Raw genomic sequence first — 14,438 nt, forward strand, 5'->3', positions numbered from 1 at the left:
GGTTTCGAAATGGCTTTGGGCAAGGGACTGCGTTTACCGTCCATCACTCCGACCCGCCTGGTGCTGCTGTTTTCCCTGGCACTGGTGGCGCTGTACAACCTGGCGACCTGGAATGCCCTGGGAACGTTGATTACCCTACAAGGCGCACAGAAACTGGCGTTTTTCGCGTCCTTCGGGCTGTTTCTGTGGGCGGCGATCACCCTGCTGCTGACCCTGGTGTCGTTTCGCTGGACGCTGAAACCGGCATTGACGCTGGTGGCTGTGCTTTCGTCTTGCGCGGCGTATTTCATGAACGAATACGGCATCACCATCGACACGGTGATGATCCAGAACGTGTTCGAAACCAACCCCGGGGAAGCCACGGCGCTGTTCAGCGGCAAACTTCTGGCTTACGTGCTGGTGCTCGGTGTGTTTCCGGCCGTGCTGATCTGGCGCTGGCCGGTGGTTTATCGGTCGTTCTTTCGGGGCTTGCTGAACAAGGTGCTGGTGATCGTGGCCTGTGTGCTGGTGATCGGCGCTTCGGTGGGCGCGTTCTATTCGACCTACGCGCCGATCTTTCGCGAGGAAGACAAGCTCACCCACTTCATCAACCCGACCAACTACATCTACGCGATCAGCAAATACACCAAGCAACGGCTGGGGATCAAAAAGCATTTCGTGGTGCAGGCCATCGGCGAAGACGCAGTCATGAGCGCCAAGGCGGCCGGTCGCGAGAAGAAATCGCTGATGGTGTTCGTGGTCGGTGAAACTGCCCGGGCCGACCATTTCTCGCTCAACGGTTATGAGCGCGAGACCAATCCCGAGCTGAGCAAACTCGACATCATCAACTTCACCAACGTGCATTCCTGCGGCACCTCGACGGCGGTGTCGGTGCCGTGCATGTTCTCGATGTTCCCGCGCGAGGACTACAGCGACAAGAAAGGCAAAACCTACGAAGGCCTGCTGGACATCCTGCAACGGGCCGGCGTGCAAGTGCTGTGGCTGGACAACAACAGCGACTGCAAAGGCACCTGCCTGCGGGTGCCGAACCGCGACATCGCGAAGAACCAGCCGGGGCCGTTCTGCGACGGCAACAACTGCCTCGACGAAGCGCTGCTGGCCGACCTGCAAGGCTACATCGACAGCCTCAAGGGCAACGCGATCATCGTCCTTCACGCCGACGGCAGTCACGGCCCGGAATACTACGAGCGCTATCCGAAGGACATGGAGCGCTTCAAACCGATCTGCCACACCAATCAGTTGGGCAGTTGCAGCCGTGACGAACTGGTCAACGTCTACGACAACACGATCCTCTACACCGACCATTTCCTGGCCAAGGTGATCGAGCTGCTCAAGCGCAATCAGGACCACCTCGATACGTCGATGCTGTACGTCTCCGACCATGGCGAATCGCTGGGCGAGAACGGCCTGTACCTGCACGCCGCGCCCTATGCGCTGGCGCCGGAAGCGCAGACCCATGTGCCGATGGTGATGTGGTTCGGCAACAACACCCTGGCGCAACTGGGCATCGACCGTGGCTGCCTGCAAGGCAAAAGCAGCCAGCCGGATCTGAGCCATGACAACCTGTTCCACTCGGTGCTGGGGTTGTTCGAGGTCAGGACGTCGCTGTATCAGCCGGGGCTGGATATTTTCCATGGCTGTCGGCCGGCGATGACGGCGGGACAGTGATCCCCTCCAGTTGCGCCAGATAGGCCCACGGGTAAATCCCACGCTGATGGCCATCGCTGAACACCAGTTGCAGACCGTAGCCCTGAGCGTTCAATTCGAGGACCCGCACACGCGGGTCAACCATGGGCGGCGAGCCCCGAAGGCGAAACGCCCGGCATTGCGAGCACGGGCATTGGCGGCGCAGTTCGGCATGGTCAAGCAACTGCTCGCGGCCATCCGGCCAGCTCAGCCGCAACCGGTGCTCAGTTTGAGAATTGCCGACCGACAGCGGATTCATTGCAGCTGACTCAAGGCAATCCGCACGGCTTTGCGCACTTCCGGATCGCCGTCGTCCTGCGCGGCCTGCAATGCGGCCACGGCCCCATGATCGTTCAGTTCGCCGAGGGCCAGCGCGGCTTCCTTGCGCAGGTTGCTGATGCGGTGGCCGAGGGTGTCGATCAGCGCGTCGAGGGCTGGCACGTAACGCAAACGGCCGAGGCTGCGGGTCGCGCGCAGGCGCACTTGCCAGTAGTCGTCGGCCAAGGCTTCGATCAGCGCCGGGCCCGCATCGGTGTGGCCGACCTTGCCGAGGGTGGTCGCGGCTTCTTCGCGCACTTGCCAGGCTTGATCCTGCAAGGCCTGACGCAACGCAGGCAGCACGTCAGCGTCACTTGCCAGGCCCAGGGCGCCGGTGGCGGCGCGGCGCACTTCGGTGTCCGGATCATTGCTGGCCAAGCGGGCCAGGGCCGGCAGCGCGTCGAGTTGCTTGAGCCAGCCAAGCACGCCGACGGCTTCACGGCGCACGCTGGCGTCGGCATCGTTCAGCGCCTGAATCGCGGCCGGCGCAGCGCCGGGGAAGCGCAATTCACGCAAGGCCCGGAACGCGGCAATCCGCACGCCGGTTTCGGCATGGGCGGTCCACGGCAGAATCACCCTGCCCGCCGCTTCGGTCTTGAGCAGGCTCAGGCTTTGCGCCGCAGCGGCTTGCACCGCCGGCGACGGATCCGTCAGCGCCTGGCACAGCGCTTCAACCACCGGTTGGTCTTCCCAGGCTTCCAACAGGCGCGCCGCTTCGGCACGCACTTCTTCGGCGGGGTCTGCGGCCAGGCGCTCGACCAGCCAGAGCAGACCGTCCGGCTCTTCGAGGTCGGCCAGGTCGATCAGGGCAATCCGCCGCACCCCGGCATCATCGGCGGTCAGGCGTGGTTGCAGGGCGAGAATGTCGTCGTTATCGGTCAAAGCAAAAAATGAAGTCACAGGGCAAATCTCGGCAAGGCGTTTTCAGGAGGCAAACCGAGCGGATTGAGGCGCGGCAGCGGTCGGTCGTTGTCGTGGCGCAGCAGGTCGAGGCAGTGGCGCTTGAGGCGCGAGAACTCGTGGCTGGTCACCAGTTCGGTGGTGCGTGGCCGGGGGAATTCCAGGCGCAGGTCTTCGATGATTCGCCCCGGTCGTGCGCTCATCACCAGCAAGCGGTCGGCAAGGAACAGCGCTTCGTCGATGTCATGGGTGACGAACACCACGGTGGTGCGAATCCGTGTCCAGATGTCCAGCAGAAGTTCCTGCATGTTCAGCCGGGTCAGCGCGTCCAGTGCGCCGAAGGGTTCGTCCATCAGCAACAGCCGTGGCCGGTTGACCAGCACCCGGGCGATCTCCACCCGTTGCTGCATGCCGCCGGAAAGTTGATCGGGCCAGCGTTCGGCGAAACCTTCGAGGCCGACCAGTTTGAGGATTTCATCGGCGGCGCGATGGCGCTCGACTTTGCCGATGCCGCGCATCTTCAGGCCGAAGGCAACGTTGTCGCGCACCGTGCGCCACGGGAACAGGGTGTGATGCTGGAACACCATGCCGCGCTGTGGCGACGGGCCGGACACTTCGGCGCCATCGACTTTCAACTGCCCGCCATGGGGCTGCAGATGCCCGGCCAGCGCGCCGAGCAAGGTCGACTTGCCACAACCGGACGGACCGAGAATGCACACGAACTGACCCGGCTCGATCTGGCAATCCAGGCCCTGCACCGCTTCGAACGCTTGCCGGCCTTCGCCAAGGACGATGGATAGCTGACGGATATCGATCCGCCCTTCCGGGGTTTGCATCACGCTCATCAGGCTTTTCCTCGTGGTCGATGCCAGGGCGTGAATAGCCCGCCCAGGCGTTTGATCAGCAGGCTGCTGCCCATGCCCAACACGCCGATCAGCAGCATGCCGACCACGATGTCCGCATAGTTCTGGATGGTGTAGGACTCCCAGGTGTAGTAACCGATGCCGAACTGGCCGGAGATCATTTCAGCGGTCACCAGACAGAACCACGACGTGCCCATGCCGATCGCCAGGCCAGTGATGATGCTCGGCGCGGCGCCTGGCAGGATCACTTCCAGCAGAATCGCCCGACGCCCGGCCCCGAGGCTTTTCGCTGAGGCGATCAGACGCGGGTCGACGCCTTCGACGCCGTGCACGGTGTTGAGCAGGATCGGGAACAGCGCGCCGGTGAAGGTGATGAAGACCATCGACAGTTCCGACGACGGGAACATCAGGATGGCCAGTGGAATCCATGCCACGGCGGGGATTGGGCGCAGGACTTCCAGTGGCGGCAGCAGCAGGTCTTCGGCCCATTTCGAACGGCCGATGGCCAGGCCCAGGGCGATGCCGATCACCAGCGCCGCGAGGTAGCCGGCGAAGACCCGGCCGAGGCTGGCGCTCAGGTGCTGGATGAGCTTGCCGGAGTCGCCGAGGCCGAGGGCGGCTTCGATCACGGCCAGCGGGGTTGGGACGTTGGCGAAGGTGACGAGGCCGAGGTTCCAGTGGTGGCTGGCGGCTAGTTGCCAGAAGAGAAGGCAGAGCAGCAATGAGGCGGCTCTCGATGTCCAGCGTAGGGTGGGTGACTTCATGGATCGGGTTTCCAATTATGGAGCTGTGTTGTGGCTGAGATTTACCCCCTCACCCCAGCCCTCTCCCCCAAGGGGGCGAGGGGGAAAGGGAGCCGATCTTCAAGCGTTTCAAAATCTCGATTCGACTCGATAACGAGCAGGTGTTCATGATGTTCAAAACCTGAGCTCGACTCGATATTTCAGGTCGGTGTAGCTCCAGCAAACACCTCGGTCAGTCCCCTCTCCCTCCGGGCGGTCCGACGTTTCGGGAGGGTTAGGGTGTGGGGCTCTTGATCTTCAATCAGCGTGCAGCAACGGCCTGGGTCGTGGCATCGGTGAAGTCGAAGACCTTCCCACCCTGCGCCGACGCGTATTGCTGGGCTTGGCCTTTGAGCAAAAACGCGCTCAACCGCCCCTTCGCATCGCTGGCAAACCACGCCTGCTCCGCCAGCAACTTGATCCCGCTGTCACTCGCCTGGGCATAAACCGCCCGGATGTTCTTGCCTTCCGACTTCAGGCCGGCCAGCGCGGTGAACGCCTCTTCAGCCGAGGCATAGCGCCGGACCTTGTCCTCACCGCGCACCCAGATTTCCGCGACATGGCTGAAATCGCTGATAGCTTTTCCAGTCACCGCATCGACAGACTTCAACGGCGTCTGCGCGTAGTTGGCCAGTTGCGCGGTGTAATCCAGATTCGAGGCCTTGAACGCCGCGCGGATGTACTGATCGTCGATAAAGGTGTTCAGGTCGAGCCCGCGATCGGCCTTCTTCAGCAGCTTCAGCGTGTCGATGGCAGTGCCCAAGGCCTGGCGGTATTCCGGTTTCCAGCTCAGGTCGCGGGTCTGCACGCCGAGCGGGCCGTGGAACAGATAATTGACCTCGGCATCGACGCCGGTGACCTTGGCAATCAGCTCGCTGTATTTCTCCGGTTCGGCGGCCAGCAGTTGATTGGCCTCGATGCTGGCGCGCAGGTAAGCAACGACGATTTCCGGGTGTTTTTTCGCGTAGGCCTGATCCACCAGCGCACCGTGGAAGGTCGGTGCATTGGCCTGGGCGCCGTCGTAAATCTTGCGAGCGAAGCCACGGCTCGGGAACAGCTCGGCGAACGGTACGAAGTCGGCGTGGGCGTCGATCTTGCCGGCCTGCAACGCGGAACCTGCGACCTCCGGCGGCTGGGCGATGATGTTCACGTCCTTCAGCGGGTCCCAACCCTGCTCCGCCACCGCGCGCAGCAGCATGCCGTGGGCGGTGGAGGCGAACGGCACGGAAATGGTCTTGCCCTTGAGTTCGCTCAGCGACTGCACGCCCGACGCGCTCGGCACCACGATGCCGTTGCCGCTGCCCTTAATGCTGCCCGACAGCACGCTGATGAACAGGCTGTGTTTGCCGGCGGTTTCAAATGCCACACCGTTGAACGCACCGGGGAAATCGGCCATGGCGCCGAAGTCGAGTTTGCCGGCGACCATCTCGTTGGTCAGCGGCGCACCGCTGGTGAAGTTTTTCCACTGCACGTCATATTTGGCGTCTTTATAGGCGCCCTCGTGAGGCAGGTATTTGTCGAGCAGGCCCAGCTCACGAATCAACAGGCCGCCGGCGGCGCAGTTGATGGTGGTGTCCTGGGTGCCGATGGCAATGCGGATGGTTTCGGCCGAGGCCGACAGGGTGAACGAAGCCAGTACCAGACCGGCGATTGCTGCACGCAACATGGTTGAATCCCCTCGAATCATTTATAGGATGTTCGTCTCCGCCGCGATCAGGGCGCGGTGGGAAACGAGGGGTGTTTTTCAATTCAGCGTCCGGGGTTTACCGGATGGCTATCGGCTCGCCACAAATCCCCTGTGGGAGCGGGCTTGCTCGCGAAAGCGGTGTTTCAGTCAATAGTGATGCCAGCAATGCCGGCCTCTTCGGGAGCAAGCCCCCTCCCACAGTGGATTGGGGGTCACCGCAGGAGGTAAGGGATGTCCACTTTGACGGCACCGGTCGGGCAGTCCTTTTCGCACGGCATGCAGTACCAGCATTCATCGAACGCCATGTAGGCCTTTTGCGTGGCCGGGTTGATCGCCAGCAGGTCCATCGGGCAGACGTCGACGCACACGGTGCAGCCCTTTTCGGCGATGCATTTGTCCTCGTCCACGGTGACGGGGGCGTTGGAGCGGAAGAAGATTTCCTGGGCTTGATAGGCCATGGTTCGGACTCTCTCTAGTGATGCATCAAGCGGCGAAAGCGCCGACCCGCAAGCGGTCGTAGGCCTGCATTTCCTCGGCATCGAGGGGGATGATGTAAGGCTCGACGGCTTTCTTGAAACTGGTCATGCGCCCGTCCTCGCCCTTCTTCAGGTGGCAGTGGCAGAACCATTCGCGGTCGTCCCGTTGCGGATGATCGACGCGGTAGTGATACAGGCCCCAGCGGCTTTCGGCGCGGAACAGCGAGGCACGCGCAGCCATTTCGGCGCAGTCGCGGATCACGCTGGTTTCCATGGCGCGCATCAGTTCATGGGCGTTGTTGGCCTTCATCTCGTTGAGATCGCGCTCGATGTCGCTGAAGCGTTGCAGGCCGATTTCCATCTTCTTCGTCACTTTCGGCGGTTGCAGGTAGTCGTTGACGAAGCGCCGCAGCTTGTACTCGACCTGCGCCGGCGGCAGACCGTGTTCGCGATCCAGCGGTGCGTAGACCCGGGCCTTTTCCTTCTCGATCTGCTCGGTATCCAGCGCGGAGAACTCGCGCCCGGCAACAAACTCCGCCGCGTTGTTACCTGCGAACCAGCCGTAGGTGAACGCGCCGAGCATGTAGTTGTGCGGCACGGCAGCCATGTCGCCGGCCGAGTACAAACCCTTCACCGAGGTTTCGGCGCGCTCGTTGACCCACACGCCGGACGCCGAATGGCCGCTGCAAAAACCGATTTCCGAGATGTGCATCTCGACCATCTGCGTGCGGTAATCGGTGCCGCGATTGGAGTGGAACTGGCCGCGACTCGGGCGCTCGTTGCTGTGGAGGATTTCCTCGATGTTCTGGATGGTTTCCTCGGCCAGGTGATCGAGTTTGAGGAACACCGGACCGTTGCCGCTCTCCAGTTCCTGGTGAAACTCCCACATCATCTGCCCGCTCCAGTAGTCGCACTCGATGAAGCGTTCGCCCTTGTTGTTGGCGGTGTAGCCACCGAGCGGGCCGGTGACGTAGGCGCAGGCCGGGCCGTTGTAATCCTTGATCAGCGGATTGATCTGGAAGCACTCGAGGTTCGCCAGTTCGGCCCCGGCGTGGTACGCCATCGCGTAACCGTCGCCAGCGTTGGTCGGGTTTTCGTAGGTGCCCATCAGGTAACCCGAGGACGGCAGACCTAATCGGCCGGCCGCGCCACAAGCGAGGATTACTGCCTTGGCCTTGATCACATGGAAGTCGGCGGTGCGACAGTCAAACCCCATCACACCGTTGACGGCGCCCTCCTCGTCAGTCAGCAGACGGGTGCAGACCAAGCGATTGGTGATGTTGACCCTTGCGCGTTTCAACTGGCGATACAGGACTTTCTTGATGTCGTGCCCTTCCGGCATCGGCAGCACGTAGGCGCCCATGTGGTGGACTTTCTTCACCGCGTAATCGCCGGTTTCGTCCTTCTCGAACTTCACGCCCCAGCGGTCGAGCTGCTCGATGGTTTCGAAACTGTGGGTGGCATAGGCATAGACCGCTGCCTGATTGACGATGCCGTCGTTGGCGATGGTGATTTCCTTGGTGTACTGCTCGGGCGTCGAGTGGCCGGGGATGATCGCGTTGTTCAGGCCGTCCATGCCCATGCTGATCGCGCCGCTGCGCTTGACGTTGGCCTTGTCGACCAGCAGCACGCGCAACTCCTTGTTCTTTTCCTTGGCCTTGATTGCGGCCATCGGGCCGGCGGTGCCGCCGCCGATCACGACGATGTCGTATTCCTGTTCGAGGGTATTGCGGGTCATGGTCACGCCCCTTTTTGCCGGTCGATCCGCAGGCGGTACTGGAACGCATCGCCACGGTAGTAAAGGTGTTCGAAGTCCAGCGGCTGGCCGTTGGCGTCGTGGGTCAGGCGTTCGATACGCATGATCGGCGAGCCGGCCTCGACGTTCAGCGCCTGAGTCAGGTCGCTGTCGGCCAGCACCGCGTCGATGGCCAGATCGGCGTGGCCGAGTGCGATGCCGCAGTCGTTTTCGAGGATCAGGAAGATGTCGCGGGTGACCAGATCGGCCTTCTCCAGACGCTCGCCGACCGCTTTGGGCAGGTAGGTGATTTCCAGCGAAATCGGCTCGCGATTGATCAGGCGTACGCGTTTGATCTGCGCAACAGTTTCGCCTTCGGCGACCTGCAAACGCTCGGCGACCAGTTTGTCGGCGGCGATGAATTTGAAGCTGCGCAGGCGGTTGATCACCTCGTAGCCACGGCCGGTCATGGACTCGGCGAGGCCTTGCAGGGTGCTGACGTTTTGAAAGGTCTTGGGCTTGGCGACGAAGGTGCCCTTGCCGTGGATCTTGAAGATCAGCCCTTCCTTCTGCAGATCGCCCAGGGCCTGGCGCACGGTGATGCGACTGACCTTGAACAGGGCGCCGAGCTCGCTTTCAGACGGCATCTGGCTGTCTTGCGGGTATTCACCGTCGAGAATCCGGGCGCGCAGCACGTCGCGCAGTTGAGTGTGCAGCGGGACGCTGCCAAGAGAGAGAACGTTATCGGTCATCACGGGATCACTTGTTATAACGAGTTATGACGTGATCTTAGAGACGTTATGACAAGCTTGAGAAATACCGAATGAGCATAAGGTTAGATGCGCACAAAATACTGTGGGAGCGAGCCTGCTCGCTCCCACAGGGGATTTGGGTCAGGTTCGTTTGAGAATTTGATCCATGACCCAATCGGTCTTCAGGGCTTCGGCGGCGACTGCCGGATGCCGGGACTCACCGCGAATCTGCGCGTTCATGCCCAGTACGTGGTGCCACTGGATGTGATCGTGATGGGGTATTTCCAGGCTGATGTGTTCACCGGCATGCAACTCGACCGGGTGCTCGTCGAACACCGAAAAACCGATCCGCCCTTGGCTGCCGGTGATCTCGACCCGATCCTCGCGCCGGTCCGCAACGAAACTCCAGCAGCCCATGCCCAACGCGCCCGAGGCGAATCGCCAACTGGCGCTGACCGCATCTTCCGCCGCATACAACCCGGCCTGGCGTGCGGTGAAGCCGGCGACTTCGACGATGTCGCCGAGCAGGTACTGGAAGAGGTCAAAACCATGGCTGGCCAGATCCGCGAAATACCCGCCACCCGCCACCGCCGGATCGGTGCGCCAGTTTGCGCTGCCGTCCAGATCCTTGGGCGATGGTGCCTTGGTCAGCGTCCAGCTCAAATGCCGCACCTCACCGATGCGCCCCTGCTCCAGCCATTGCCGCACCTGCTGGAAGCGCGGCAATGAACGGCGGTAATAGGAGACGAACAGGTGCAAACCGGCATCGGCAAACACCTGCTGCATCTCGCGGCTTTGCCCGACGTTGAGCGCCATCGGTTTTTCCACGCAGCAATGCTTGCCGGCGGCGGCGACTTTCAGGCTGTAGGCGTGGTGGCTGTCGGGTGGCGTGGCGATGTACACCGCGTCCACCTCGGGGTCGTTGATCAGGGCATCGACGTCGGTGTAAGTCCGGGCGATACCGTGGCGCGCGGCGTAATCGGTCACCGCTTCGAGGCGTCGCCCCATGACGGCCACCAACGCCGAGCCGGGCGCCTTGTAGAAGGCCGGCCCGCTCTTGCGTTCAGCGACACTACCGCAACCGATCATGCCCCAACGCACCACGTGCATGCTTGCGCCTCAGCCGATGCGCAGTGCGCGCAGGTCGAGGTAGCCGTTTTGCAACGGCGGGCACCAGTAGTAGCCGCCGGTGATCGGCCGGCTGATGCGGTACAGACCGTCGGTGATGCCGTCTTCCAGACCGCTCATGCGCCGCAGTTGCGCTTCGAAGGCATCAAGGGAGAAGCCGAACGCGAGGAACATCAGGCCGGCGCGATCGCCTTCGATCCACGGCATCGAACGACGCACGACGAAGGCTTCCGGGGCGAAGCTTTCCTGGGCGGTGCGTTTGACGTGAGCGGACACCGGGGCGTCGTCGATCTCTTCGTTGTCGCTCAGGCGACGGCCCATGATGTTGTCCTTGTCTTCAGCGGAGAGTGCATGGAATCCCTTGAGGTCGTGCTGCCACTGCTGGATCGCAGCGAAGCTGCCACCGACCAGACCGTCAGCGCCTTCACTTTGCAGTGCGGCGGCGATGGCGGCTTCGTCATGGGGGTTTTCGGTGCCGTCTTCATAACCGGTGAGGTCATGGCCGTCCTTGTGGCGGAAAGCTTCCTGCATCTGCACCAGACGCAGCGCCGGGGCCAGGGCGGCCTCAAGCGCAGTGCTGCGGTTGAGCAGCTCGCCACGGTCGACGCCGTGCAGCCAGACCCACAGCGCGTGCTGGGTCGACGGGTTTTCCACGCCGACACCGGTCAGCGCCGGAAAGCTGCGCAGGCCGTCGACGTGCACATTCAGGGCCTTGGCCAGGGATTCACCGAAACCGACCACCGCCGACTTGCCATCCACCAGGTTCAGCAGGTTGTCGATCGCCTGCGGCAGCGCTTCAACCGACTCGAGAGCGAAAAACAGGTGACGTGCTTGCGGCGGAACAGGGGTGGCGAGAATGCCCGGCTGGTAGTAACTCATGTCGACTCCTTGGAAAGAGCGCGGAGTTTAACTGTAGGCGGAGGGTTTGTGGGGGATTGAAATGGGTTGGATAACGTCAAAAGCGCCCTCACCCCAGCCCTCTCCCGGAGGGAGAGGGAGCCGATCCGGGAATATTTAAGATGGATTGCGACCTGAAAAAACACCTGGGAATCCATAATCGACACAAACCTTTCAGGTCGATGTATAACGCCAGACACCTCGGTCGGCCCCCTCTCCCTCGGGGAGAGGGCTGGGGTGAGGGGTATCGGTCTCAAGTCAAATCACAGAACTCTCCATGCGCCACGCACTCGGACTCTTCCCCGTCCAACGCTTGAACGCCCGGCGAAAACTGCGCACATCGCTGTAGCCGACCTCCTCGGTAATCCGCTCGATCGGCATATCAGGATTGGCCAGCAAACTCATGGTGCGCGCCTGCCGCACCTGCTCCAGCAACGCTTCGAATGTCAGCGAGTGCTCAGTCAGCCGCCGGCGCAAAGTCCGGCTGCTCATGTTCAAGTCACCGGCAATCTTTTCAATGTGACTGCCCCGGCTCAGATCCCGGGCAATCGCCCGCTCCACAGCCTGGATCAGATCAAGTTTTTGATGAACCTGCGCCGCTTCCAGTTCCAGCAGTTTGACCGCCTGACGCAGCGCCAGCGAATGATGATTGGGCAGGTTCACATCCAGCCATTGCACGTCGATCAGCATCCGATTGTGCAGGCAACCGAAGCGCACCTCCGGCCCCAGCAGGCGCCGGTATTCATCAACGTAATCCGGCGCCGCGTGCATGAATTCCACGGCAATCGGCTTGAACGTCTCGCCCACCAGGGCCCGGCCATAGACCAGCAGGCTGGCGAAAAACTCTTCCACCGCAAACACCTGCACCTCGGCAAACGGCAGCCGGCATTCAACGTCGACGTAGACCTGATCGCCCACCACATCGACGCTGGAAACGACGATCCCGCCGGAGGTGTGCTGATGCCGAACCCCGATTTCGAACGCATCGCGCAAGGTCTTGCACAGCGACAGTACGTGCCCCAGCAAACCGAGCGTACCGAGCACGTTCTGCGCGCCCACCCACAGGCCCAGCCCCTGATTGGGCAAAGCTTTAAGCGCCCGCTGGATCATCGCCACGGCCTGGCGGTAGGAAATCCGCTGCGCCGGATCCTGCAGATCTTCGAAATCAAAACCCAGGCCACGGCACAGGCTCTGCGGCTCGACGCCCTTGTTGGCGGCGACTTCGGCCAGGGTTTGCAGGAGAAACGGCGACACCAGCGCCATTTCGAAGGTCGGGTCTTGGACTTTTACGTTCATGGGGGCTGACATTCCGGATCACGCTGAATTGTTATTTTTGTAACCGGTTATGTCGAAGGAAGTTAGCACAGGGTTGGCGGACTGTCCGCAGAAGTCCCCTTCCGTGTCCGCCAATACCCTGCCCTGTTGTGCGCCAAGGGCTTATTTCTATCGTGGCCGGGCACCCTGCGTGCCGGCGTTGCGCCCAAACACAATAATAATGAGGACGGACATGACCCCGAACCGCGCGACATTCCCTGTGCGACTGGCGCTGAGCCTGCTCGGCTGCGCCGCGACCCTGCCGGCGCTGGCCACCGAAGCCGGCGTCGACAACATCGGCCCCGGCACCGACGGCTTCTTCATGCTGCCGCTGGAAGTCGACAGCCTTCCGGAGAACATGGTCGCCTTCAACCTCTACTACAACCACTACAAGTCCCGAAAGCTCAACATCAGTTCGCTCGGCGGCAAGGTGCCGAATGTCGAGATCGAATCCACCGCCGTCATCCCGCGCCTCGATTACCTGAGCCCGGTGCGGATTTTCGGCGGACGTCTGGCCGGTTACATCGCCCAGCCGTGGCTCAAACAGGAAGTCTCGGTGTTCGGCCTGAGCGATACCCGCGAAGGCATGGGCGATACCACCATCGCGCCGATCATCCTGTGGGACATGGGCAAGGACCTGACCCTCGGCGCCGCCGTGGAAATCACCGTGCCCACCGGCGAATACAGCGTCGATCGCCTGGCCAACACCAGCAACAACTTCTACACCTACAAGCCGCTGTTTTCCTTCACCTGGCTGCCGACCGAGCGCACCGAGCTGTCGATGAAAACCACCTACAGCTTCAACGAGAAGAACAAGGACACCGACTACAAGTCCGGGCAGATCTTCCACTTCGATTACTCGGCCAGCTACAAGATCACCGACGACCTGATGCTCGGCATCAACGGCTATTTCCTCAAGCAGACCACCGACGACAAACAGTTCGGCCACACCGTGCAATTCGCCGGCGAAGACGTGAACGACGGCGTGCGCGGCAAGGTCTTCGCCATCGGCCCGGCGCTGCACTTTACCTTCCTCAAGTACGCCAGCGCGGAGATCCGCTGGGCCAAGGAGTTCGACGTGGAGAACCGGCCGGAGGGGGAAATGCTGTGGGCGAAGGTGAGCATTCCGTATGCGTTCTGAGTGCATTTGTAGGAAGGTGCGCGCGGATTTGTAGGCTGAAAACCTGAAAAACAGAGGGTAAGAATAGGCCTACAGTGGCAGTCGAGATTGCCGGACAACGGGGGGAAACGTCCGGCAGATTTCAAAGGGGCGCTTGCAGATACTGGGCTTCGTTATCCCATGGTTCTTCAAGGGCTCATGGGGTACATCGTCTGCCAGTGACGACAATGGGCCATTCCCCCTTAAACTGCTGAAATTGATCACGGAGATCACTATGAGCATATTGCATTCCCCGTTTTACGCTGACTTCGAATCCGAAGAAGAGGCAGAGAGCTACGATCGCTGGTTTCGTGCGGAGGTACAGGATGCACTTGATGATCCAAGTCCTGGCATTCCCCATGATGAAGTTATGGCAATGCTCGACCAGATGCTGGAAGAGATGCGCAGGAAGCGCCGCTCTGCTGCTTGAATGGAGCAGCAAGTCCTCGCGTCAACTGGCTGATATCTTCAAATACATCGAGCAACACAACACCAACGCTTCAATTTCGCTAAGAAACAAGGTGGGTGCAGCAGCACAGCGACTTTCATCAATACCTTATGGTTACCGACCCGGCCGAGTACCTGGCACTCGCGAAATGGTGATTCATCCGAATTATCTGCTGGTCTATCGAGTGAATGGCCACATCAAAATACTGAGGGTGCTTCACGCCCGACAAAAATACCCTCCAACTTCATCAACCTAAAAAAAAGGGCGACCAAACGGCCGCCCGAAGCGTACTA

The 14,438-nt window shown here is 61.4% G+C and carries 14 protein-coding genes and 1 pseudogene; 4 read left to right on the forward strand and 11 right to left on the reverse strand.

Going from position 1 to position 14,438, the window contains the following annotated elements:
- Nucleotides 1-9: 9 nt before the first annotated feature.
- Nucleotides 10-1,668, forward strand: a complete 1,659-nt coding sequence (locus ACKUG4_RS18195) for a phosphoethanolamine transferase (protein WP_445434542.1) — start codon at nt 10-12, stop codon at nt 1,666-1,668.
- A 7-nt stretch (nt 1,669-1,675) separates the two neighbouring features.
- On the opposite strand, the pseudogene ACKUG4_RS18200 reads toward ACKUG4_RS18195, so the two are convergent.
- The 11 genes and pseudogenes from ACKUG4_RS18200 to ACKUG4_RS18250 form a co-directional block, all read right to left on the reverse strand.
- Nucleotides 1,676-1,945, reverse strand: a pseudogene (locus tag ACKUG4_RS18200) (DUF971 domain-containing protein); the annotation flags it as partial.
- The gene (locus ACKUG4_RS18205; RefSeq protein WP_445434543.1) at nt 1,942-2,904 is read right to left on the reverse strand and encodes a HEAT repeat domain-containing protein; all 963 of its coding nucleotides are present in this window, start codon (nt 2,902-2,904) and stop codon (nt 1,942-1,944) included. The pseudogene ACKUG4_RS18200 and the gene ACKUG4_RS18205, both read right to left, overlap by 4 nt.
- A complete protein-coding gene (locus ACKUG4_RS18210; RefSeq protein WP_445434544.1) occupies nt 2,901-3,749 on the reverse strand; it encodes an ABC transporter ATP-binding protein in 849 nt (282 codons plus the stop codon). The genes ACKUG4_RS18205 and ACKUG4_RS18210 overlap by 4 nt, the downstream gene beginning before the upstream one ends.
- Entirely contained in the window at nt 3,749-4,531 is a 783-nt protein-coding gene (locus ACKUG4_RS18215) for an ABC transporter permease (RefSeq protein ID WP_064597129.1), read from the reverse strand. Before ACKUG4_RS18215 ends, ACKUG4_RS18210 begins: the two co-directional genes overlap by 1 nt.
- A 280-nt stretch (nt 4,532-4,811) precedes the next feature.
- Nucleotides 4,812-6,215: an ABC transporter substrate-binding protein gene (locus ACKUG4_RS18220; protein WP_445434545.1), complete on the reverse strand. Its 1,404-nt coding sequence runs from the start codon at nt 6,213-6,215 to the stop codon at nt 4,812-4,814.
- Between the two features lie 233 nt (nt 6,216-6,448).
- A complete protein-coding gene (locus tag ACKUG4_RS18225) occupies nt 6,449-6,694 on the reverse strand; it encodes a 4Fe-4S dicluster domain-containing protein (protein ID WP_003225615.1) in 246 nt (81 codons plus the stop codon).
- A gap of 25 nt (nt 6,695-6,719) precedes the next feature.
- Nucleotides 6,720-8,450 (reverse strand): fumarate reductase/succinate dehydrogenase flavoprotein subunit, encoded by a 1,731-nt coding sequence (locus ACKUG4_RS18230; RefSeq protein ID WP_445434546.1) that lies wholly within the window; start codon nt 8,448-8,450, stop codon nt 6,720-6,722.
- 2 nt (nt 8,451-8,452) lie between these two features.
- Entirely contained in the window at nt 8,453-9,199 is a 747-nt protein-coding gene (locus ACKUG4_RS18235; RefSeq protein ID WP_039768890.1) for a GntR family transcriptional regulator, read from the reverse strand.
- 141 nt (nt 9,200-9,340) lie between these two features.
- Nucleotides 9,341-10,309 (reverse strand): Gfo/Idh/MocA family protein, encoded by a 969-nt coding sequence (locus ACKUG4_RS18240; RefSeq protein ID WP_445434547.1) that lies wholly within the window; start codon nt 10,307-10,309, stop codon nt 9,341-9,343.
- A gap of 9 nt (nt 10,310-10,318) precedes the next feature.
- Nucleotides 10,319-11,206, reverse strand: a complete 888-nt coding sequence (locus ACKUG4_RS18245; protein WP_445434548.1) for a Dyp-type peroxidase — start codon at nt 11,204-11,206, stop codon at nt 10,319-10,321.
- 276 nt (nt 11,207-11,482) lie between these two features.
- Nucleotides 11,483-12,520 carry an AraC family transcriptional regulator gene (locus tag ACKUG4_RS18250; RefSeq protein ID WP_064597144.1) on the reverse strand — a complete coding sequence of 346 codons (1,038 nt, stop codon included), beginning with the start codon at nt 12,518-12,520 and terminating at the stop codon, nt 11,483-11,485.
- Nucleotides 12,521-12,731: 211 nt separating this feature from the next.
- On the opposite strand from ACKUG4_RS18250, the gene ACKUG4_RS18255 reads away from it, so the two are divergent.
- The 3 genes from ACKUG4_RS18255 (at nt 12,732) to ACKUG4_RS18265 (ending at nt 14,401) form a co-directional block, all read left to right on the forward strand.
- The gene (locus ACKUG4_RS18255; RefSeq protein ID WP_085646836.1) at nt 12,732-13,679 is read left to right on the forward strand and encodes a SphA family protein; all 948 of its coding nucleotides are present in this window, start codon (nt 12,732-12,734) and stop codon (nt 13,677-13,679) included.
- Nucleotides 13,680-13,932: 253 nt separating this feature from the next.
- Complete coding sequence (gene relB, locus ACKUG4_RS18260; protein ID WP_064597149.1) at nt 13,933-14,127, forward strand: type II toxin-antitoxin system RelB family antitoxin; 195 nt, start codon at nt 13,933-13,935, stop codon at nt 14,125-14,127.
- Entirely contained in the window at nt 14,060-14,401 is a 342-nt protein-coding gene (locus tag ACKUG4_RS18265) for a type II toxin-antitoxin system RelE/ParE family toxin (protein ID WP_082934424.1), read from the forward strand. The genes relB and ACKUG4_RS18265 overlap by 68 nt, the downstream gene beginning before the upstream one ends.
- The last annotated feature ends 37 nt before the right edge of the window (nt 14,402-14,438 follow it).

The organism is Candidatus Pseudomonas auctus, from assembly GCF_048654275.1.
Classification (GTDB): domain Bacteria; phylum Pseudomonadota; class Gammaproteobacteria; order Pseudomonadales; family Pseudomonadaceae; genus Aquipseudomonas; species Aquipseudomonas pharyngis.